We start from the raw sequence: 21,440 nt of genomic DNA, 5'->3' as shown, positions 1-21,440 counted from the left end.
GCCGAGGAACGGACCGCGTCGGCATCCCACCGAGATGCTCGTGCGACGTCCAGCAACGCTTGCGCAGCAGTTCCGACAAGAGCCCGTGGGCGTCCGACGACCAACCGTGGCCGTACGCGCGCCGGGCAGGGGGCTGATCATGTGGTGGAGCACTTCACGACCGCCGCTCCGGCGCCTCGCCGGTGCCGTCGTGGTCGGCGCGGCCCTCGCCGCGGCCTCGGGGTGCACGGTCCCCGTCAGTGCCGTGGCCGGTATATCCGTGACCGCCGACGGCCATGTGCTCGGTGTCATGTTGGTGTGTGCGCATCAGATCGAGGGCGCGACGCTCTCCGTGGACGACGCCGACGTCGACAAGACGGTGACGGTCGGTTCCTGGACCGCCGACCGTCCCCTCACGACGGGACTCGCCACCTGGACCCTCGACTCTCCCGCTGCCGACTGGACCACGACCAGGTCTCCCGCACCGCTCACCGCCAGGACCACCTACGTGTTCTACGGCTGGACCAAGGACAACTCGTGGTCATCGAGCAGCGTCTCCTTCACCCAGGCCGACCGGAACCGGCTCGCCCCCGGACAGGTCCGCTACGACAGCGTCTCGGACAACGGCGACGAGTCCGCACTCACCGTCTCCATGGCGGAGTTCAAGGCCAGGGCCTGCCGGAACGTGTGATGCCACGGCGTCAGCGGGTGACGAGCCGCACCGGCAACGACTCGAACTTGCTCATCGTCTGGCTGGCCGCGCGCACTGCAGGCGCGGTCCGCTCGATGCGCCGGACCCTGCGGGCCAGAGCAGTCAGAAGCTCGATCGCTTCCATCCTGGCCAGGGGAGCACCGACACACAGATGGATCGACGTGCCGAGGGCCAGATGGGCTCTGGCGTCGACGCGCCTGATGTCCAGGCGGTCCGGATCCGTGAACCTGCGCGGGTCCCGGTTGGCGGGGGGTATGAGCACGCACACGTCCGCGTCGGCGGGGACGACCACCCCATCGATGTCCACGTCGGCGGTCGTACGGCGGTAGACCGAGCGCAACGGCGAGTCCCAGCGCAGCACTTCTTCCACTGCGTTCGGGATCAGGCCGGGGTCGGCGACCACAGCGTCCCACTCCTCGGGAAACTCGGCGAAGGCATTCACGGCGTTGCCGATGAGGCCGCTCGACGAATCGACGCCGGCCAACCAGAGCGAGAAGAGCGTCGTCAGCCGCTCGGATTCCGCCAGGGCTCCGTTCGTCCCGCCGTCCTCCATGACACGTCGCCCCATGCAGTGCTTCGGCAGTGCCGGGACGCCCTCGTCCAACAGCCAGTCGAACGCCTGAGAAACCAGGTTCCTCTCAAGGGGGTCGAGGTCGGGGCCGTGGAGTTGGCCCACCGCGTTGGCCCAGACTCGCATGCGGAGGGAATCGGGCGGCTCGATACCGGTGAGCAGTCGGGTGGACAGATCGGGCAGCGGCGAGGCGAAGAAGGAGACGGCGTCGAACTGCCCGGCCGCAACAGCGGCCTCCACCAGTCCGACGGCGGTCGCACGGACCACGGGACGAAGCCGTTCCATCGCTTCACGCCCGAACTCCGACTGCACAGAACGCCGCACGCGGGTGTGACGGGGCGGATCACTGTCGACCAGAGGGTAGTTGTTCCCGTGCTCCGGCACCCGGGTGTAGCCCGCACCGAGCCCGGAGCGGAACTGCCGGTGATCGCGCAGCACACGGCATGCCGAGTCATAGCGGCCTACGAGCCAGACCTCTCGTTCACGAGAGTAGACCACGGGCCCTGCCTCTCGTATGTGCCCGTAGGTGCTCGCAGGCTCCCGCAGCACTTGGATCCCGTAAGGATCGATCCCCTCAAGGAGAGGGACGGTAGAAATCATGAACGTTCCACCCTTTCACAAGCTACCCGGCCTTTGGCCACGCCCGGAGCCGACAGATCGGCGCCCCATGAGGCCGTCACACTAAGCCGGTCCCACAGCGGGGTGGGTACCGCCTGGATTCCCCGGAGCGGCCTGTGGCGCTCCCGTGGGGGAACCGGAGGCACATCCGAACGGAACGAGGCGAGGCCGAGGCCAGCTGTCCGGCTCCGCGAGCAGGGACACCACGAAGTCGCCCGCCGACACCTGCTGGAACTGACCGATCAATGTCCATCCGCGTCCTTCGCCAGGCCGTGGCGGAGTTCCCAGGACCTCAACGCGACCGGCTGAAGTCTGCCGGCGTACCGGGGTGTGGTTCGGCGTCCGGCGCAAGCAGGGAGCTGGCGACCGGGTCTCAGCCGTCGAACGGCATCACCTTGACGATCTTGCCCTTCTTGTCCGTCTGGAGGTATCCGCTCTGGCTGTACTTGTTGCTGAGGTAGACGGACATGCCGGTGGGGTCGCCGAAGGGGTTGCCCGGGAGGTCCAGGACCAGGTAGCGGCTGGTCGGGTCTGTGACCTTGAGCTGCTTCTGGGCCTGGGTCAGCAGCGAGGGGACCTTGTCCCAGTCGAAGCCGTCGAGGCGGACGGGGGTCCCGAAATCAGGCAGGGTGCCCGAGATGATGTCCTTTCGCACTCCCTGCCCGGCGCGGTAGGTGTACGTGTCGTAGGCGGTGTCGCTGCCCGGCACCATCAGCCAGGCGAGGACGTAGTCCGGGTACACCGCCAGCTTGCCGAAGCGGTCCCGGCCGGTCTGCTTCTCGAAGGCCGCGACGGCGGTGCGGATGCCCTGAGGGGTCAGCAGGTCCTTGGTGGCGGTCTGCCGGGCGGCGGTGGGTGAGGAGGTGCTCCCGGGCGAGCGCGATGCCGCGGTGTGCGTGGTGCCGGAGTGCGTGGAGCCGGAGCCGGAGGTGTGGTCGTCCGTGCCGGGCAGCAGGTTCCACGCGAGCACGCCGGCGACGGCCACCGCGGCCGCGGGCAGGAGGAGCAGCGTACGGCGGCGGCGCGGAACGGACCCGAGGGACGTGGGCGCCGTGTCCGGCGGTGCCGTGTCCCGGACGTCGGCGGGCGCGGCGTCCCGTGCGTCGGCGGGCGCGGCGTCCCGTGCGTCGGTGGGCGCGGGGTCCGGTGCGTCGCGTGGTGGCGTGGGCGGGGGTTGCAGCGGGTAGGACGTGGGGGTTTCGGTCTGCCGGGCGGCGAGGGCCAGCATCCGGTCCAGTGCGGCGGCGTCCGGGCGGGCCGCCGGGTCGCGGACGAGGACGCGGGTGAGGACCTCCGTCAGCGGCCCGGCCTGGACCGGCGGGGGAACGTCCTCGGCGAGGACCGCGGCGAGCGTGGCGAGGGTGGTGCCGCGGCGCAGCGGATGGTGGCCCTCGACCGCGACGTACAGCATCATCGCGAGCGACCACAGGTCCGCGGCAGGGCCGCCGTCCTTGCCGGAGACGCGCTCCGGCGCCATGTAGTCGGGGGTGCCGATGACCGAGCCGGTGGCGGTGAGGGCGGTGGCCTCGCGGACGGCGGCGATGCCGAAGTCGGTGAGCACAGGGCGGCCGTCGGGACGCAGCAGGACGTTGGCCGGTTTCACGTCGCGGTGCTCGATGCCCGCGTCGTGGGCGGCACGCAGTGCGGCCAGCACCTCGCGGCCGGTCCGCGCGGCCTCGACCGGGTTCATCGGTCCCGCCGCGAGGCGGTCGGCGAGCGAGCCGCCGGTCACGAGTTCCATGACGATCCACGGGTACGTTCCGGGCCCGCCGTCGACGATGTGATGGATCGTCACCACATTCGGGTGGTCGACCCGGGCCAGGGCGCGGGCCTCGCGCAGCACCCGTTCGCGCAGCAGCCGGGCGGCTTCCGGGTCGTACTCGGCGAGCCCGGGGTCGGCCGGCCGCACCTCCTTCACGGCCACGCTGCGCCGCAGCACCAGGTCGGTGGCCCGCCACACCATGCCCATGCCGCCGCCACCGAGCCGGGCCACCAGTTCGAACCGCCCGTCGACCACCCGTCTGGCGGGGTCGTTGCTGCCCTCGTCGTTCATGGGCGGGAGCTTAGTTGGCCCCGCCGACAGCCTCCCGCCCCGCTCAGTAACCGGACCCCAGCGCCTGTGTCGTGTACGCGCATTCCGTGTAGACGTAGCCGTAGCGCAGCTTGGCGGTGTCGGAGCCCGGGGTGGCGGTGGTGTCGTTCTTCGGCTTGTGCACGAAGTACGTGGTGCCGGGCGGCAGGCTGATGGTGCGCTGCGGGTAGTTCTTGCCGCTGTCGCTGCACGGCTGCCAGCCGCTGAGCAGGGAGCTGGCGAACGAGTACGCCTTGCAACTGCCGCACGCCTTCAGGGTGAAGCTGCCGGTGACCGGGCCGGTGTAGAGGACGGTGATGTCGTCGGGGCTGTCGTTCTTGACGGTCACGGAGATGCCGCCGCCGGAGCCGGTGGTGGGCAGCTTCTTGCCCGCGGCCGGGAGGGTCTGGGCGACTTCGGCGCCGATGGCTATCTTCCGGGCCCGGTCGGCGTTCCTGTGGTGCGGGTTGTCGGTGACGAACTGCTGCATGGTCTGCTGCGCCTGCGTGAAGTCGCCGTCCTTGTACTGCTTGACGCCGCACTCGTACTCGCCCGAGTCACCGCTGCGGCCGGCCCGGTTCGCGACCGCGGTCAGGGCGCCGGACTGGCCGCCCGCACCGTTCGACAGCTGGGTGATCTGGGTGTCCAGCGTCTGCAGGCGCTGGACGGCGGCGCAGGGGTCGTTGCCGGAGACGGCCTTGGCGGCCTTCTTCTCGGCCGCGTCCACGGCGGGTGCCACCTTGGCGGCCTGGTCCGAGTCGGGGAAGGTGCTCAGCAGGTCGCCGAACCGGGTGACCCAGCCGGTGTCGTCGGTGGCGAGGCCGTCCGCCCCGCACTCGTACAGCGAGGTGGCCAGCCGGTCGTCGGGCCAGTGGGCGAGCGAGCCGAGCTGGTCCTTCGGCATGGAGTCGGGCACGGTCCGCAGGTATGCGAGGGGTTCCACGGCGGCGCAGTAGTCGCGGTGGCTGTAGGGCGCAGCGACCGTCGTGTAGTAGGTCTGCAGGCGGTCGGGTACCTGGGCGGCGGCGCGTGAGCCGGAGTGGTGGACGGCGAGGTCGCGGTAGACCGCCAGGGCGTCCTGGTAGCGGGACTTGGCGGTGGCGAAGTCCTCCCGGCCGGCCGCGCTGACCTCGCGGTCGGCGCGGTCGAGCCGGGCGAGGAGAGCGCGTTGGACGGCTTCCTGCTGCGCGCTGTCGTACCAGAGGGCGCCACCGACCGGGACGGCGAGCAGGACGATGCCCAGCACGAGCGCGACGGGGCGCCGGCCCGGCCACGCCAGGCGGCCGCGCAGGCCGGCGAACCAGCCGTGGACGGCGGCCAGCAGGAGGAACAGGGCGTACAGGACGAGCGCGGCTCCGGGGACGCCGTCGGCGTCCGCGGGCAGGGCGACGAGCAGCAGGACGGCGGTGGCCGCCAGACACGCGGCCGTCGGGAGCCATCTTCGCAGGAGGAGGTAGCCGAGGCCGAGGCCGCTCAGGTTGAGCAGGGCTACGGCGGTGGCACGCAGCGGGTCCGGCGGGGCGGGCGGCGGACTCGACGGCATGGGCGGCACGAAGGGACCCGGCCCCGGGAAACCGGGGCCCTGGAAGCCTTGGTTCGGGAAACCGGGGGCAGAGAAGCCCTGGTTCGGCAGACCGGAGCCCGGGATACCCTGGTTCGGCAGACCTGGGCCCGGGAAGCCTTGGTTCGGCAGACCTCGGCCTTGAGCGCCCTCACGCGGCACGCTGTCAGAGGGGACGCCACCAGACGGGACGCCACCCGACGGGACGCCGTGGCCGGGCGGTTCCTGGTTCGGCGGCTCCTGGTACGGCCCGTACGCGTCCCCGGACATGGCGGCTCCCCCAATTGCTGCCGAATGCCTATGAATTGACAGCGTACGGCCATACGTGCGAATTCGACAGGGGGCGGGGGCCCGGACGGGCCGGTCACCCTCCGGTGATCTCCTGCTCGGCCCAGATGATCTTGCCCTCGCCGGTGTAGCGGGCGCCCCAGCGTTGGGCGAGCTGGGCCACCAGGAACAGACCACGGCCGCCCTCGTCGGTGCTGCGGGCATGCCGCAGCCGGGGCGCGGTGCTGCTGCCGTCGGCGACCTCGACGGTCAGCCGGGAGTCGCGCAACAACCGGAGCCGGATGGGCGGTTCGGCATAGCGGATGGCGTTGGTGACCAGTTCGCTGACGATGAGTTCGGTGGTCGTCACCAGCTCGTGGTAGCCCCACGCGGCCACCTGGCGGACCGCCTCGGCCCGGACGTCGGCGACGGCGGCCGGGGCGACCGGCACGTCCCAGGAGACGACGTGATCGGCACCCAGGGCGTGGGTGCGGGCCAGCAGCAGGGCGATGTCGTCGGGCTGCGGAACGGGGACGAGTTGCTGCACGGCCGTCGTGCACAGCGTGTCGAGGTCGGCACGGGGGCCGGCCAGGGCGGCGCGCAGACGGGCCATGCCCCACTCGACGTCCTGGTCGCGGCCTTCGATGAGACCGTCGGTGTACAGACCGAACAGACTGCCCTCGGCGAGCTCGATCTCGATGGCCTCGAAAGCCATGCCGCCGAGTCCGAGCGGTGGTCCGGCGGGGATCTCGGGAAAGTGGACGTGCCCGTCGGGCGGCACGACGACCGGTGGTGGATGTCCGGCCCGCGCCATGGCGCACCGCCGCGTCACCGGGTCGTAGACGGCGTACAGGCAGGTCGCCCCGACGAAGGTGTCCGAGCCGCCCTCCCCCGCCGCGCCCGCGCTCTTCTCCTCCCCCAGCCGCAGCACGAGATCGTCGAGATGGGCCAGGAGTTCGTCGGGGGGCATGTCCATGTCGGCGAGGGTCTGGACTGCGGTGCGCAGCCTGCCCATGCTCGCCGCGGCGGCCAGGCCATGGCCGACCACGTCGCCGACGACCAGGGCGACCCGGGCTCCGGAGAGCGGGATCACGTCGAACCAGTCGCCGCCGACGCCGTCCGTCGCGTCCGCCGGCAGGTAGGTCGAGGCCACGTCGAGGGCCGTGCCCCCGGTCAGCGCCTGGGGCAGCAGGCTGCGTTGGAGAGTGACGGCCGCCGTGTGCTCCCTGGTGTAACGGCGGGCGTTGTCGACGCAGACGGCGGCGCGGGCCACCAGTTCCTGGGCGAGCAGGACGTCGTCGGGCCCGAAGGAGAGCGGGTTGATCGAGCGGGCGAACGTGGTCAGGCCCAGGACCGTGTTGCGGGCCCGCATCGGGACCGAGATCAGCGTGTGCAGGCCGAACTCGCGGATCCGGGCGGTCCGCGCGGGCTGGTGGGTGATCCACAGGCGGTCCTGCGGGTCGAGTTCGGGGATGAGGATCGGCTCACCGTGCACGAGCAGGTCGACGCCGTGCGGCGGGGGCAGGAAGTCGACCTGGTCGCCGATCCGCGCCACGGCCTCGGGGCTCCCCTCGCGGACGGACTTCAGCGCGGCGCGCCGCATCACCGGCCGGGCGGGCGCCGGGCCGGCGTCGGTCAGCCAGGCGCCGTGTCCGTCGGTGCTGAGGACGGGCTCCAGCAGGTCGACGAAGACGAAGTCGGCGAAGCGGGGGACGGCGAAATCGGCGAGCTCCTGGGCGGTGCGGAGCACGTCGAGCGTGGTCCCGATGCGGGTGCCGGCCTCGTTGACCATCGACAGCAGCTGCCGGGCGTTCCAGCGTTCGGTCACGTCGGAGACCATGTAGCAGACGCCGGTCACGGCGTTGTCGGGCCCGACGAGGGGGAAGAACGACGTCGAGTAGGCGCGCTGGCGGTGGGGATCGGACCAGCTCCAGCCGAGGTACTCGTATTCGGTGACCGGCTCCCGGGTCGCCAGCACCTTGCGCATCAGGCTCTCCATGGTGCCCCCCTGCAGACCGGGCAGCAGCTCGCTCAGCCGGCGGCCCAGGCGCTGCTCGCGGGGGACCCCGCCCAACTGTTCCAGGGTGTCGTTCACCCAGACGTACCGCAGCTCCAGGTCCATCACGGCCATGCCGATCGGCGACCGGGTGAGGAACCCGTCGAGCACGGACTGTCCCACCGTCCACTCCGGTCGCTGCTCCCGCGCCGAGACCAGGAAGGACTCCGCGCCACCGACCCGGAAGGACGCGGAGACCCGCAGGTCCACGACGACGCTGCGGCCGTCCTGGTGCAGTACCGACACCCGGCCGCTCCATCCCATGCCGGAGCGGCAGCGCTCGGCGACCCCGGCGGCACGGGCCGGGTCGACGCGCGTGGCGAGGAGCCGGGCCGCGGGGCGCCCCAGCACGGTGGCGGCCGGACGGCCCAGCAGGGCCTCGGCGCCACGTGTCCAGCCGATCACGTCGCCCTCGGCCGACAGCACCGCCGCGGCGTCGCTGGAGGCGTCCAGGGAATCGCGCGGCCCCACGCTGGTCGGCACGTCGAAGTCTTCTCGCGGAGAATCCATTGGCCACATCCTGTACGTACCCCTATGTTCCTGCTTGTCCGCCAGATGCGCACGGCCCGGCACCGGGTGCTCCGGAGTTGGGGCGAGCCACCGACCGGGGGCAGCATGGAAGGGCTGTGGCAGCGGCCCCGGCATCGGCCCGGCGGCCGGTGGAGGTGGTTGAGGGATGGCTGTAGGTTCCCTGCGGTCCGGTGACGCCGACGGCACCGGCGGTGACGGGTACGGCACCCCGCGTCCGACGGGTCTGCTGGACGTGCTGAGCGTGGCCGCGATAGCGCTGGACTCGCAGGGCCGGATCGTGTTCTGGACCCCGCAGGCCGAGGACCTCTTCGGCTACACGTCCGAGGAGGCCCTCCGCAAGAACGCGGCACGGCTGCTCATCCAGCCGGAGCACCTCAAGGCCGCGGTGAAGGTCTTCATGGAGGTGCTGGAGACCGGGCACAGCTGGGCCGGTGCCTTCCCGGTCCGGCACAAGGACGGCAGCAGCAGGCTGATGGAGTTCCGCACCATGCGGCTGCTGGACGACCTCGGCGACATCTACGCCCTGGGCATCGTGGCCGACCGCACCCTGCTCCAGCGGCTGGAGACCGATCTGGCGCTGTGCGAGCGCCTGATCAGCCAGTCCCCGATCGGCCTCGCCCTGCTCGACCCCGATCTGCGCTATCTCCTGGTGAACCGGGCGCTGGAGCGGATCGACGGCGTGCCCGCCGAGGAGCACATCGGCCGCCATCTGCGGGAGACCCTGCCGCTGCCCGACATCGACACCGTGGAATCGGCACTGCGGCAGGTGCTCACCACCGGCACACCCCTGCTCGACCAGTACCATGTCGGCCGCCCGCCGACCGATCCGGAGCACGAGCACGCCTGGTCGCTGTCGTTCTACCGGCTGGAGGATCCCGGTGGCCGGGTCCTGGGCGCCGCCACCTCGGTCGTCGACGTGACGGAACGGCATCGCGCGGCCGCCGAGGCCGACCGGGCCAGGCGCCGCCTCGCCCTGATCGCCGACGCCTCGGCCCGGGTGGGCACCTCGCTGGAGGTGGAGCGCACGGCGCACGAGCTGGCCGACATCGCCACCCCGGTGCTCGCCGACGTGGTGGCGGTGGACGTGCTGGACGCCGCGCTGGCCCTGCGCCGCTCGCGCCGCCCGGACAGCGGGCCGGAGCTGTTCCGCGCCCTCGCGCTCAAGGCGGACCAGCCGACGGTCGCCCTGCAAGCCGCCGACACGCCCGGCGACCTCGCCTCCTACGACGGCGACCGGTTGGTCACGCTCTGTGTGCACACCGCCCGCCCGGTGCTGGTCGCGCGGGTCGGCAGGCACGACCTGCCGCGCATCGCCCGCGACCCGGAGGCCGGTGCCCTGCTGGAGGAGGCGGGCGTGCACTCGTATCTCGTGGTGCCGCTGATCGCGCACGGCGAGGTGCTCGGCGCCCTCGACCTCAAGCGGACCCGCAATCCGCTCCCCTTCGACGAGGACGACGTCGTCCTCGCCACCGAGCTGGCCGGCCGCGCGGCCGTGGCGATCGACAACGCCCGCTGGTTCCAGAGCGTCCGTAACACCGCCCTCACGCTGCAGCGCAGCCTCCTGCCAGACCACCCGCCCGAGCACACCGGCCTCGAACTGGCCTCGCGCTACGAACCGGCCCAGGCGACGAGCGAGGTGGGCGGCGACTGGTACGACGTGATCCCGCTGTCGCAGGACCGGACCGCGCTGGTCGTCGGGGACGTGATGGGCAACGGCATCGACGCCGCCGCCACCATGGGCCGGCTGCGCACCGCCACCTGCGCCTACGCGGACCTCGAACTGGCCCCGGACGCCGTGCTGCGTCACCTGGACCGGATCACCTGCGAGCTGGAGCACTACATCGTCACCTGCCTGTACGCGGTGTACGACCCGCACACCAGGCGCTGCGACATCGCCAACGCGGGCCACATGCCGCCCGCGCTGGTGCAGGCCGGCCGGCCGCCGGCCCTGCTGGAGCTGCCGACGGCCGCCCCGCTCGGCGTCGGCGGTGTCCCCTTCGAGACCACGACCGTCGGCCTCGACACGGGTGACCTGCTGGTCCTGTACACCGACGGTCTGGTGGAGACCCGCCGCCACCCCATCGACGACCGCCTCGCCGTCCTCCTCGGCTTCCTCGACGAGCCCCACCGGCCGCTGGAGGAAACCTGCGATCTGCTCCTGCACGGCCTGCGCCACCCCGACGACCACGACGACGTCGCCCTCCTGATCGCACGAGCACGCTGAGACGGACAGCGCCCCGAAGGGAGGGCGGGTTACTGCGCGACCAGCCCCGACGGCGCCGCAGCCGCACGGCGCCCCAGACGGCCCCTCAACGCGCGTCGCAGCACTCCGCCCGGCAGAAGCACGACGCCGTGATCGGCACGTCCGCGACCGCGACCGCCAGCTTCAGCTGCTGGCCCACGATCCGCGCCTCGCCCTCCCGGCCGAGCCGCCGCAGGCACTCGTGGAGGCCGTGCAGCGCCCAGACGTTCCCCGGGTGCTGCAACGGCCGGGGCAGGGTGTCGTCGAGGCCGAGGTCGGCGCGGTAGACCGCCTCGGCCTCGGCGATCCGCCCGCGTTCGAGGAGCAGGGCGCCCAAGGCGTGCCGGGTGGGCTGCATCCAGCCCCAGGGTTCGTCGTACGGGAGGTTGTCGTCCAGGTCGACGGAGCGCCGCAGCTCGGCGAAGGCCGTGTCGAAGTCACCTGTGCGGTAGGCGAGTTCGCCGTCGAGCATGGCGGAGGCGATGGCCAGGATGTCGACGCAGGTGTTGTTGAAGAGCATGCGGGTGGCCGGGACGGCGGCGGCCGCGTCCCGGAACCGGGCCCGGTCGGCCTCGGCCTGGCGGATCCGGCCCGTGGCCGCGTGGGCGACTCCGCGCGCGTAGTGCAGCATCGCGGTGGTCACGCAGTACAGCCGCGGGTCGGCGGGCAGCGGCAGGCGCAGGATGTCCTCCCAGCGGCCGAAGCGGACCAGCACGTGCACCCGCATGGCCAGGAACCCCTCCAGCCAGTCGGCCATCGGCGGGCTCTGCACCCGCAGCAGTTCCTCCGGTACGGCGGCTTCGAGCCGTTCGGCGGTGGCGAGGGCGTCCTGGAGGCGGCCCAGGAACATCGCGCCGTAGATCCCGAAGTGCAGGTTGTGGCAGCGGTAGAGGGTGTAGAAGTTCATCGCGCCGGCGCGGGCGAGGTACTTCTCGTCGGCGGCGACGGCGGCGGCGTTGTCGGAGACGACCCGCCGGTAGTCGCCGCACAGGACCTCCAGGTGCGAGGGCATGTGCTGGAGGTGGCCGGCGTCGGGCACGAGGCCGCGCAGCAGGTCGGCGACCGGCAGGGCGGTCTCGGGCGTGGGCGACATCTCCATCAGGTGGATGTAGAGGTGCAGCAGCCCGGGGTGCCGTCTGCCGGCGTCGGCCCCCAGGCCTCGCTCCAGCACGGCCCTCGCCTCCTCGGTACGGGCGCCCTCGGCCGGCCGGCCGCTGCGGATGTCCCAGAGCTGCCACGGGGTGAGGTTCATGAGGGCGTCCGCGTAGAGGGTCGCGACGTCGAGGTCGTCGGGCGCCAGGTCGTAGGCGGTGCGCAGACTGTCGGAGTAGGCGGTGTTCCAGACCGAGCAGGCCGCCGCGTCCGGGGCCGCGGCCTGCGGGTAGCGGGCGCGCAGCGCCTCGATCAGGGCGCGTTCCACGGGGGTGGCGTGCGCGGCCTTGGTGCGGGCGCGTTCCACGGCGGCGTGGGTCCGCGCCACCGTGTGCGTGAGGTCCGCGCTGTCGAAGGACTCCCAGGGTTTGTTGTAGTTGGGGCCGAGGGCGTAGGCGACGCCCCAGTCCGCCATGGCGCACTCCGGGTCGGCCGCGCCGGCCGCCTCGAAGCAGCGGACGGCCTCCTCGTGGTGGAAGGCGTAGGTCCAGTTCAGTCCGCGGTCGAACCAGGTCTGCGCCTCGGGAGACGACGTCGTCACGCGCCGCCGGTGAGCGCCCAGGTCGTAGTAGTCCACGGTGGCGAACCTATCGACGCGGGACGTCCGCACGGTCGAGGTTCATCCGAAGTCATGAGAGGGGCGCGGCGGTTGACGGGCCGCCGCGCCCCGGTGCGGCTGCTTGCTCAGGGTGCGACCGCGCGTCCGGTCTGCGGGGAGATCCGCCCGGCGCACAGCCCCTTGGCCGCGAGGGTCTGGGCGATGCGCGGGACGGCGGCCAGGGTGTTGGCCGGCCACTCGTGCATGAGGATGATCTGCCCGTTGCCGAGCCGGGAGACGGCCTGCACGATGGCGTCGGAGCTCGCGCCGTTCCAGTCCTGCGAGTCCACGTCCCAGATGATCTCGGTGAGCCCGTACTTGGCCTCGACCGCCCGCACGGTTGCGTTGGTCTCGCCGTACGGCGGCCGGAACAGGACCGGTGTCCCGCCACCGGCGGCGGCGATGGCCGCCTGGGTGCGGGAGATCTCCGAGTCGATCTGCGCCTGGCTCTCCTGGGTCAGGTGCGGGTGGGTGTAGCTGTGGTCGCCGACCCACATGCCCGCGCTGACCTGGGCCTTGACCTGGGCCGGGTAGGCGGCCGCGTACTGGCCCTCGTTGAACATGGTGGCCCGCAGCCCGTTGGCCCTGAGGGCGCTGAGCAGCCCCGGGGTGTGGGCGGTGGACGGCCCGTCGTCGAAGGTGAGGCCGACGTAGCCGGCGCAGCCGGCGGCGTGGGCCGGGGCGGCGCCCACGGCCAGGGTGCCCGCGGTGGCCAGCGCGACGGCGGCGGCGGCCGCGACCAGGGGGCGTGCCGAGCGTTCCGCTGCGGCACCCATCACGCCACCGTGATGTTCGAGCTGCCGCTGCTCTGGTAGCCCTCGGTCGCGAGGATCTGGTAGTAGCTGAAGCTGCCGAGGGACATCCCGGCCCGCGCCCAGGCGTCGAAGTGGTTGCCGGTGGTGATGGTGCCGCCGGTCCGCTTGGCCTGGCGGACGCTCCAGTACTGGTTGAAGGTCTTGGTGCCCTCGACGGACGGGGCGTTGTACCGCGTCGTCAGGTAGATGTCGTAGGTGCCGCCGTCGCTGGTGACGCTGCCCTTGTACGTTCCGGTGGGCCGGTAGTTGCCCCAGTTGTCGACGATGTAGTACTCGACGAGCGGGTTCGAGGTCCAGCCGTAGAGGGACAGGTAGCCGTTGCCGGAGGGGCTGAAGCTGCCCGAGTAGGTGACGTTCCGGCGGGCGCCGGTGCTCCAGCCCTTGCCGGCGACGAAGTTGCCGGTGTTCCGCCAGCTGGTGCTGTAGTTGCCGCCGGAGCCGAGGGTCATGGAGACCGTGCCCTGTGAGTCGGTCCAGAACGAGTAGTAGTAGCCGTTGTTGGTGCCGGTCTGGTTCGTGGTGACGACCGTGGCGGCTCGGGCGGTGCCGGGCAGGGCCAGCCCGGCGGCTGCGCCCACAAGCAGGGCGCCGGCACTCCTGCGGCTCAGGGCGTGGTCGAGCGGGTTCATGGGATGCCTCCTCGTGTGACCTGTGCGGGTGTGGCCTGGTGGGGAGTGTTGGTCTGCCCATGTCACCTGTCAACAGTTTCGGTACTTATTTCGAAACCTTCGATCCGAGGCACCCACCTTTGTTCCAGCTCAGAGAAGTCTCCGCGACATCAGAGATCGGCAACAGCTGCTATCGCCAGAGCAAGATCCATTCATCGGGGCGCCAAAATCCCGAATGTTTCGACGCTTGGCTCGAATGCTGCTGCCATGGCCCGGAACATGCCGCTGGGTGGAGCAATCCCCGGCGTGCCGGGAGGTGGCCGGAAAGGCTGGGCGTCTTGTCCAGATGCGTAGGCCAGGAGTCCCGGGTGAGGCACGTCGGTCCCAACCCTTCACTGCCCGCGCCCCCCGCGTGGATGCGCTGGCTGCCCGTCCTGTACGTGGCCGGTGTACTGCTGCTCGAACCGGTCACCCCGGTGCAGTGGCCGGTGAGCTTCGCGCTGATCGCCCTGCCCCTGGTGACCGCCTTCGCGCACCCGCCCGCCGTCGTCGCCGCCGCCACCGTCTTCGCCATCGGTCTCGAACTCCTGCTGGCCGGAACCCACTGCTGCGCGGGACGCTTCGTCGGCCTCCTGTGGGAACGGCACTATGTGGCCGCCTACGCGTGTACGGCACTGGTGGGGGCCCTCGGGGCGATCCTGGCCGCGCACCGGGTACGCCGCGAACGCACCCTGGCCGACGTCCGGTTCGTGGCCGAGATCGCGCAACGCGTCCTGCTCAGACCGGTTCCGCACCGGATCGGGAACCTGCTGCTGGAGAGCTTCTACCTGTCCGCCGCGGCGGAGGCGCGCATCGGCGGCGACCTCTTCGAGGCCGTGCCCACCGCGTACGGGGTACGGCTGCTCATCGGGGACGTGCGCGGCAAGGGGCTGCTCGCGGTGGAGACCGCGGCGGCGATGCTGGGCGCGTTCCGCGAGGCGGCGCACGACGAACCCGACCTGCGCGCCCTGGTGGAGCGGGTGGACATCAGCATGGCCCGACGGGCCGACTGGCTGGGCGGCACCGAGCTCAGCGAGCGGTTCGTCACGGCCGTGTTCGCCGAGATCCCCGAGGACGAGAGGATCGTCCGCATCCTCAACTGCGGCCATCCGCCGCCGCTGCTCATCCGCCCCGGCGAGGTGCGCGAACTGGACGAGGGGCACCCGGGGCCGCCGCTGAACCTCGGCATGCTGGTCGGGGACCCCTACCGGGTGGACACCTATCCGTTCGGCCCCGGCGACCAGCTGCTGCTGTACACGGACGGGGTCACGGAGACACGGGATCCGGCCGGCGTCTTCTACCCGCTGCTGGAGCGGTTGCGGTCGTGGGGGCCCATGCCGCCCCCGGAACTGCTGGAAAGGCTCCACCAGGACCTGCTGGACTACAGCCACGACCAGCTCCAGGACGACACGGCCGCCCTGACCGCCTTCCTGCTGCCCGCGGGAGCGGCCGAGGCGGCCGGAGGCGGCCAGGACTCCCCCGCGCAGTGAACCCGGGGTGCGGGTCCGGTCAGAGGAAGCTGACGCCCTGGGCCAGGGTGAGTTCGCCGGAGTAGTTGACCGTGTTGGTGGCGGCGCGCATGTACGACTTCCAGGCGTCGGAGCCGGACTCGCGGCCGCCGCCGGTGTCCTTCTCACCGCCGAAGGCGCCCCCGATCTCCGCTCCGGAGGTGCCGATGTTGACGTTGGCGATGCCGCAGTCGGAGCCGGCGGCGGACAGGAAGACCTCGGCCTCGCGCTGGTCGCGGGTGAAGATGCTGGACGACAGGCCCTGCGGGACGTCGTTGTGCAGCGCGATCGCCTCGTCGAGGGTGTCGTAGCCGAGGACGTACAGGATCGGTGCGAAGGTCTCCTCCCGTACCACGTCGGTCTGGGCGTCGACGCGGACCAGGGCGGGCTCGGTGTAGGCGGCCGCGGGTGCCGCCTCGGCCAGGCGCCGGTTTCCGCCGGCCAGCAGCTTGCCGCCCTTTGCCTGGACGCGGGTCAGGGCCCGGTGCATGCGGTCCAGGGCGGCGGTGGTGATGAGCGGTCCGACCAGGGTCGCGCCGTCGAACGGATCGCCGACGGGCAGCCTGCCGTAGACGGTGGTCAGGCGCTCGGTCAGGGTGTCGGCGACGTCGCGGTGGACGATGAGCCGGCGCAGGGTGGTGCAGCGCTGGCCGGCCGTGCCGGCCGCGGCGAAGACGATGCTCCGGACGGCGAGGTCGAGGTCGGCGGAGGGGGCGACGATCGCGGCGTTGTTGCCGCCGAGCTCCAGCAGGCTCCGGCCGAATCGGGCGGCGACGCGCGGGCCGACCTCGCGGCCCATGCGGGTGGAGCCGGTGGCGCTGACCAGGGCCACCCGGGGGTCGTCGACGAGCCGTTCGCCGACCGCGCGGTCACCGAGCAGCAGGCGGTGCACGTCGCGCGGGGCGCCGGTCTCCTCGGCGGCCCGGGTGAGCAGGTGGTGGCAGGCCAGGGAGGTCAGCGGGGTGAGTTCCGAGGGCTTCCAGACCACGGTGTCGCCGCAGACCAGGGCGACGGCGGTGTTCCAGGACCAGACGGCGGCGGGGAAGTTGAAGGCGGAGACGACGCCGACCACGCCGAGCGGGTGCCAGGTCTCGGCCAGGCGGTGTCCGGGGCGTTCGGAGGCGATCGTACGGCCGTAGAGCTGGCGGGACAGGCCGACCGCGAAGTCGCAGATGTCGATCATCTCCTGGACCTCGCCGAGCGCCTCGGAGCGGATCTTGCCCGCCTCGACGGTGACGAGGTCGGCCAGGTCGCTCCGGTGCTCGCGCAGCAGCTCCCCGAGGCGGCGCACCAGGTCGCCGCGGCGCGGGGCCGGGGTGGTGCGCCAGGTCAGGAAGGCGGCACGGGCGGCCGTGAGCGCTTCGTCGACGTCGGTGGCGGTGGCCGTCCGCAGGCCGAAGAGGTGCTCGCCGGTGACGGGGGTGCGGGCCGGGAGGTCGTCGCCCTCGGTGACCTGTGCGCCGATGTTCCGCAGGCTGGTCCGGGCGCGGGCGCGCAGCTGGTCCGTGGTGGGCAGCGCGGTGCTGGTCATGCCGGTCCTCCGGGAGGGTGAGGGGTCAGCGGGCCGGGTCGGTGCGGCCCAGGGCTCGGGCGACCCGGGCGAGCGAGCGGTTCTGCTGCTGTTCGTAGAGGGCGAAGGGGTCGAGGACCTCGCGGCCGATGGCGCCGGAGAGCCAGTCGGCGTCGTAGGCGGTGCCCGGCCGGCCGTTGTCGCGGGTGCCCGCGCCGCTGAGGTTGGACTGGAAGATGCCGGCGGCGGACCGGGGCAGGAAGTCCTCGTAGACCACGGGTTCGGCGCGCGCCCAGCCCCGCCGTACCAGTTCGCCGATGCCGGTGGGCGGTTCGGTGCCGTCGCGCGGCCGGTCGTCGGCGATCCGGTAGGTGAAGTAGGCCAGCTCCCGGGCGGCCAGTTCCGCCTCATCGACGGGCATGTGCCGCTCCCACACGCCCCGCGCGATGTCGTCGCGCGCCGCCGCGCGCCGTCCGGCCGCCTGTTCGTCGACGCGGGCGAGAAGGTCGTCGTACAGCGCGCGTCCCGCCTGGGTGAGGGCGATGCCACGGGCCTCCACCTCGCCGAAGCGTACGCGCAGGGCGCCGCTGACGACGGTGCCGTCCTGGGTGCGCATCGCGCGGGGTTCGGCCAGGGCACGGAAGGAGGTCTGGCGCAGCAGGACATCGGGGCCCCGCCAGGCCGGCGGACCCTGGATGGTGTCGATCATCTCGATGCCCCGGGCGGTCATCCGGCGGTACAGCTCGTCGATGTCCAGGACGCGCGGGGTGAGGTGGTTGACGTGGGTGCTGCGCACCCCGCCGATGTCGGCGGCGACGGCGGAGACCTTCTCCAGGGTCCGGTACCAGGCCAGGTCCACCGGCTCGGTCGACAGTTCGAAGGCCTGTACGGCCAGTTGGAGGAACCGCTCGGCGTCCTCGGCGGGCAGTGCGCGGTCGGCCGCGGCGCGGTCGGCCAGTGCGAGCAGCTCCGGGGGAAAGAGCTCGCGGGCGGCCAGGAAGGTCTCCAGGCGGGCGCGCAGGTCCGCGTCGAAGAAGCGGGGGTCGGCCGGGGTGAGCAGGGAGGTGAACACCCGGAAGGGGTTGCGGGCGAGTTCGTCGGCGTCTACCGGCCGGAAGGCGGTGGAGACGACGGGGACGGCGCTGGCCGCGGCCTCCCGCAGGTCGTAGAAGCCGACCGGGTGCATGCCGAGGGCGCCGAAGACCCGGGCGACCTGCCGCAGTTCACGCGGTGTGCCGACGCGGATGGCGCCGTGCCGCTCGGCCGTGACCCTGCCGATCGAGCCGAGTCGTTCGGCGTCGGCGCCACGGGCGCGCAGGACGTCCTCGTTCACCGCGCGGGAGACGTCCACCAGGGTCGTGTAGGCCGGGACCTCCCGCCCGTACATCTCCGACAGCCGCACGGCGAACGCGGCGCGCAGCTGCCACTGACCGATCGCTGGCATGGTTCGGCCCTCCGGTCGGCGGCGGTGCGGCGATCACGGCTTCGATGGTCGCCGACGCGGCCGCCGTCGTACAGACGGCGGTGCCGAGCGTGGGCGGCGGGAGAGGCGCGGCCGGAAAGCGCCGCTGCCGGCGGCGCGAAAAACCCGGTGGACCGCTCTTCACGGCCGCTCCCTAACATATGACGTCAAGACAACCATGCGCCCGGCGCGTTGGTCGCGTGCCGGCGAGGTCGCCGATGCCAGGGTCCGCTCCCCGGGCTGCGGTGATCTTCCTACCCAGGAGGACCTTCCGCATGTTCCGACGAATTGGCAGTGCCGTCGTCCGACATCCCGTCTGGACGATCGTGGCATGGCTGATCGCGGCGGTGGCGATCGTCGCCACCGCCCCGAGCCTGCCCTCCAACAGCGACGAGAGCAGCTTCCTGCCCAAGAGTTACGAGTCCATCAAAGCGGCGGGCCTCCAGGAGAAGGCGTTCCCCAGCGCGTTCACCCCGTCCGCGATCGCGCTGTACCAACGCACCGACGGCGGCACGCTCACCGCCTCGGACAAGAAGGACGTCGCCCGGATCACCACCGAACTCGGCGGCAAGCACATCGACCAGGTCCAGAAGGTCGTCCCCGGCCAGCCGTCGAAGGACGGCAGGTACGACCTGACCCTGGTGCAGATGGACAGCAAGAACGCCGGCCAGCCCGTCCAGGCGGACGCGGCCAAGGTGCTGCGCGACGACGTCAAGCAGCTGGTCAGGGGCACGAACCTGGAGGTCAGGCTGGGCGGTTCGGCAGCCCAGGCCCTCGACCAGCAGGACTCCTCCAAGCGCGGTGAGGCGCTGATCGGCATCGGCACGTTCGTGATCATCCTGGTCACCCTGCTGATCATCTTCCGGGCGCCGATCCTCGCGTTCCTGCCGCTGATCGTGATCGGCGTGGTGTCCGCGATCGCCAACGGGCTCATCGCGTACGCCACCAAGCTGTTCGGCCTGCAGGCCAACAGTTCCGTGTCGTCGATCCTGATCGTCGTGCTGTTCGGCGTGGGCACCGACTACTTCCTGTTCCTGATGTTCCGGTACCGCGAACGGCTGCGCGCGGGCGACGAACCCAAGGAGGCCATGGTCAACGCCGTCGCCCGGGTCGGCGAGGCCATCGCCTCCGCGGCCGGCGCGGTCATCATCGCCTTCCTCGCGCTGGTGCTGTCCACGCTGGGCTTCCTGAAGCAGATGGGCCCGGCGCTGGCCATCGCGGTCTCGGTCACCCTGGTCGCGGGGCTGACGCTGATCCCGGCCGTCGTCTCGCTGATCGGCCCGAAGGTGTTCTGGCCCTCGAAGTCCTGGCAGCAGGAGCCCACCAACGCCCGTTTCGCGGCCCTGGGCCGTGGGGTGCAGCGCCGCCCGGGGCTGACCGCGGCGGTCTCCGGGCTCGTGCTGGTCGTGCTGTCGCTGGGGACGCTGGGCTTCCACGCCACGTTCGACCTGGCGTCGGGCTCGATGCCCAAGACCAAGGAGTCCATGGTCGTCCAGGACCGGATGCAGACGGCGTACTCCGCCGGTGCCGCCGCGCCCACCGACGTCTACCTCTCCAGCACCGACGGTAAGCCGCTGGACACGTCCGCCTTCGACGCGTACGCCGCGAAACTCGGGGCCGTGGACGGTGTCGCCGCCGCCCGGATGACCCAGGTGAACAAGGCGGGTACGACCGCGGACTTCACCGTCACCCTCAAGTACGAGGCGTCCACGGACAAGGCGATCGACGCCGTGGGCCGGGTGCGGGACGTCGCGCACGCCGACGCCCCCTCGGGGACCGAGGCGCTCGTCGGCGGCATGTCCTCGATCTACAAGGACATCGACTCGGCGGTCAACCACGACTACCGGACGGTGTTCCCCGTCGCCGCCCTGCTGATCATGGTGATCCTGGGCCTGCTGCTGCGCAGCGTGGTCGCTCCCTGGTACCTGATCGCCTCGGTGGGTCTCGGCTTCGGCGCCACCCTGGGCGCCACGGTCTGGATCTTCCAGGAGGCGCAGAACAAACCGGGTCTGATGTTCATGCTGCCGGTGATCATGTATCTCTTCGTGGTCGCCATCGGCACGGACTACAACATCCTCATGATCGCCCGGCTCCGTGAGGAGGCCCGCGAGGGCCGGGAGCCGCGCGAGGCAGCCGGCATGGCGCTGCGGCACGCCGGGCCGACGGTGGCCGCGGCGGGCTTCATCCTGGCGGCGACCTTCGCCACGATGATGCTGGCGGGCAACTCGCTGCTCACGGAGATGGGTTTCGCGGTCTCCTTCGGCATCGCGGTGGCCGCCTTCGTCATGGCGATGTTCTTCACCCCGAGCCTCACGGCGCTGATCGGCCACGTGGCCTGGTGGCCGGGCCATGCCGACCGGACGGAACCGGCGGCGGACCACGGGGACGGAGGTGTCACACCCGTGTCCGGGGAGGACCGGAACGCTCCCGCGGGGCGGCGCGGCTGACGCATGTCCGGCGGGTCACGCGGGAGGAACGCAGCGGCGCCTCGTCGACGCACATGAGCGAGGGCCGGGCACGCACGCCGCAACGGGGCGTGCCCGGCCCGGCTTCTCCGGCGTGATCCGCCGCCGCCAAGAGCCCCTGGGGCGCGATCCCGGCCGCGTGCCGGCGGAGCGCTTTCCGGTCGCGTACGAAGGGGGTCCGGGGGAAGCTGTGGAGCTGACCCCGGTTCCCGTCCCCTGACGAGGCGTTTCATGGCGTTCTTCGCGATCTCCCGCACCGAGCCGTTGCGGTTGCTGTCGGCCACCGAACTGGCGGCGGAGCACGAACGGCTCCAGGTCGAGACCGCCCAACTGCGCCAGGCCGTCACGTCGCACGCCGTCATCGACCAGGCCATCGGCGCCGTCGTCGCCTATGGGCGGATACCTCCGGAGGAGGCCTGGCAGGTGCTGCGGGACCTCTCCCAGCACACCAACACCAAGCTGCGCACCGTCGCCGCGCAGATGCTCAGGTACGCGCAGGGCGAGGCTGTCCCGGACTTCGACCCGGCCCTGCTGCGGCGGGCGATCACCCGGCACGGGGCCCGCCGGGACGCCGTGCGGGCCGTGAGGTTGTCGATCACCTCGGCGGCCTCGTCGAGCGTGTATCCCAAAGCGGCGTACTCCTCCTCCTGCTCAGCGGTCAGCGGCGCAGGAGGC

Annotated in this window: 13 protein-coding genes and 1 pseudogene; 5 read left to right on the top strand and 9 right to left on the bottom strand. The window is 71.9% G+C overall.

Features of this window, described 5'->3' with window-relative positions:
- Positions 1-139 precede the first annotated feature (139 nt).
- On the top strand, positions 140-670 hold the full coding sequence (locus tag AB0M11_RS30700; protein WP_365711212.1) for a hypothetical protein: 531 nt from the start codon (positions 140-142) through the stop codon (positions 668-670).
- Positions 671-680: 10 nt separating this feature from the next.
- Here the strand turns inward: AB0M11_RS30700 and AB0M11_RS30695 are convergent, their stop codons facing one another.
- From AB0M11_RS30695 to AB0M11_RS30680, 4 genes are all read right to left on the bottom strand, one after another.
- Complete coding sequence (locus AB0M11_RS30695; protein ID WP_365711210.1) at positions 681-1,700, bottom strand: cytochrome P450; 1,020 nt, start codon at positions 1,698-1,700, stop codon at positions 681-683.
- Between the two features lie 553 nt (positions 1,701-2,253).
- Positions 2,254-3,933 (bottom strand): serine/threonine-protein kinase, encoded by a 1,680-nt coding sequence (locus AB0M11_RS30690; protein WP_365711208.1) that lies wholly within the window; start codon positions 3,931-3,933, stop codon positions 2,254-2,256.
- 43 nt (positions 3,934-3,976) lie between these two features.
- Positions 3,977-5,494: a hypothetical protein gene (locus AB0M11_RS30685; RefSeq protein WP_365711206.1), complete on the bottom strand. Its 1,518-nt coding sequence runs from the start codon at positions 5,492-5,494 to the stop codon at positions 3,977-3,979.
- Positions 5,495-5,876: 382 nt separating this feature from the next.
- Positions 5,877-8,345 (bottom strand): SpoIIE family protein phosphatase, encoded by a 2,469-nt coding sequence (locus AB0M11_RS30680; protein WP_365711204.1) that lies wholly within the window; start codon positions 8,343-8,345, stop codon positions 5,877-5,879.
- A 166-nt stretch (positions 8,346-8,511) separates the two neighbouring features.
- On the opposite strand from AB0M11_RS30680, the gene AB0M11_RS30675 reads away from it, so the two are divergent.
- Positions 8,512-10,590 (top strand): SpoIIE family protein phosphatase, encoded by a 2,079-nt coding sequence (locus AB0M11_RS30675; RefSeq protein ID WP_365711202.1) that lies wholly within the window; start codon positions 8,512-8,514, stop codon positions 10,588-10,590.
- A gap of 85 nt (positions 10,591-10,675) precedes the next feature.
- On the opposite strand, the gene AB0M11_RS30670 is transcribed toward AB0M11_RS30675, so the two are convergent.
- From AB0M11_RS30670 to AB0M11_RS30660, 3 genes and pseudogenes are all read right to left on the bottom strand, one after another.
- Positions 10,676-12,337, bottom strand: coding sequence for a hypothetical protein (locus AB0M11_RS30670; protein ID WP_365711200.1), 1,662 nt, complete (start codon positions 12,335-12,337; stop codon positions 10,676-10,678).
- A 110-nt stretch (positions 12,338-12,447) separates the two neighbouring features.
- Positions 12,448-13,134: pseudogene (locus AB0M11_RS30665) on the bottom strand (polysaccharide deacetylase family protein); the annotation flags it as partial.
- Positions 13,134-13,802: a glycoside hydrolase family 11 protein gene (locus AB0M11_RS30660; protein ID WP_365711198.1), complete on the bottom strand. Its 669-nt coding sequence runs from the start codon at positions 13,800-13,802 to the stop codon at positions 13,134-13,136. The gene AB0M11_RS30660 and the pseudogene AB0M11_RS30665, both read right to left, overlap by 1 nt.
- A 347-nt stretch (positions 13,803-14,149) precedes the next feature.
- On the opposite strand from AB0M11_RS30660, the gene AB0M11_RS30655 reads away from it, so the two are divergent.
- A complete protein-coding gene (locus AB0M11_RS30655; protein WP_365711196.1) occupies positions 14,150-15,310 on the top strand; it encodes a PP2C family protein-serine/threonine phosphatase in 1,161 nt (386 codons plus the stop codon).
- A gap of 19 nt (positions 15,311-15,329) precedes the next feature.
- Here AB0M11_RS30655 and AB0M11_RS30650 read toward each other — a convergent pair whose 3' ends face one another.
- On the bottom strand, positions 15,330-16,859 hold the full coding sequence (locus tag AB0M11_RS30650; protein ID WP_365711194.1) for an aldehyde dehydrogenase family protein: 1,530 nt from the start codon (positions 16,857-16,859) through the stop codon (positions 15,330-15,332).
- 25 nt (positions 16,860-16,884) lie between these two features.
- On the bottom strand, positions 16,885-18,282 hold the full coding sequence (locus AB0M11_RS30645; RefSeq protein WP_365711192.1) for a VOC family protein: 1,398 nt from the start codon (positions 18,280-18,282) through the stop codon (positions 16,885-16,887).
- 293 nt (positions 18,283-18,575) lie between these two features.
- On the opposite strand from AB0M11_RS30645, the gene AB0M11_RS30640 reads away from it, so the two are divergent.
- Positions 18,576-20,747: an MMPL family transporter gene (locus tag AB0M11_RS30640; RefSeq protein WP_365711190.1), complete on the top strand. Its 2,172-nt coding sequence runs from the start codon at positions 18,576-18,578 to the stop codon at positions 20,745-20,747.
- Positions 20,748-20,996: 249 nt separating this feature from the next.
- Positions 20,997-21,440 (top strand): ANTAR domain-containing protein (locus AB0M11_RS30635; RefSeq protein ID WP_365711188.1); only part of this gene is annotated, 444 nt, incomplete at its 3' end.

The organism is Streptomyces sp. NPDC051987 (assembly GCF_040680735.1).
Lineage (GTDB): Bacteria > Actinomycetota > Actinomycetes > Streptomycetales > Streptomycetaceae > Streptomyces.
This window is presented reverse-complemented; position numbering and strand designations above follow the sequence as displayed.

Excerpts from the sequence above, each read along its gene's own strand:
- AB0M11_RS30700 (WP_365711212.1), top strand. The coding sequence starts at position 140 with ATGTGGTGGAGCACTTCACGACCGCCGCTCCGGCGCCTCGCCGGTGCC.
- AB0M11_RS30690 (WP_365711208.1), bottom strand. The coding sequence starts at position 3,933 with ATGAACGACGAGGGCAGCAACGACCCCGCCAGACGGGTGGTCGACGGG.
- AB0M11_RS30685 (WP_365711206.1), bottom strand. The coding sequence starts at position 5,494 with ATGCCGTCGAGTCCGCCGCCCGCCCCGCCGGACCCGCTGCGTGCCACC.
- AB0M11_RS30680 (WP_365711204.1), bottom strand. The coding sequence starts at position 8,345 with ATGGATTCTCCGCGAGAAGACTTCGACGTGCCGACCAGCGTGGGGCCG.
- AB0M11_RS30675 (WP_365711202.1), top strand. The coding sequence starts at position 8,512 with ATGGCTGTAGGTTCCCTGCGGTCCGGTGACGCCGACGGCACCGGCGGT.
- AB0M11_RS30660 (WP_365711198.1), bottom strand. The coding sequence starts at position 13,802 with ATGAACCCGCTCGACCACGCCCTGAGCCGCAGGAGTGCCGGCGCCCTG.
- AB0M11_RS30650 (WP_365711194.1), bottom strand. The coding sequence starts at position 16,859 with ATGACCAGCACCGCGCTGCCCACCACGGACCAGCTGCGCGCCCGCGCC.
- AB0M11_RS30645 (WP_365711192.1), bottom strand. The coding sequence starts at position 18,282 with ATGCCAGCGATCGGTCAGTGGCAGCTGCGCGCCGCGTTCGCCGTGCGG.
- AB0M11_RS30640 (WP_365711190.1), top strand. The coding sequence starts at position 18,576 with ATGTTCCGACGAATTGGCAGTGCCGTCGTCCGACATCCCGTCTGGACG.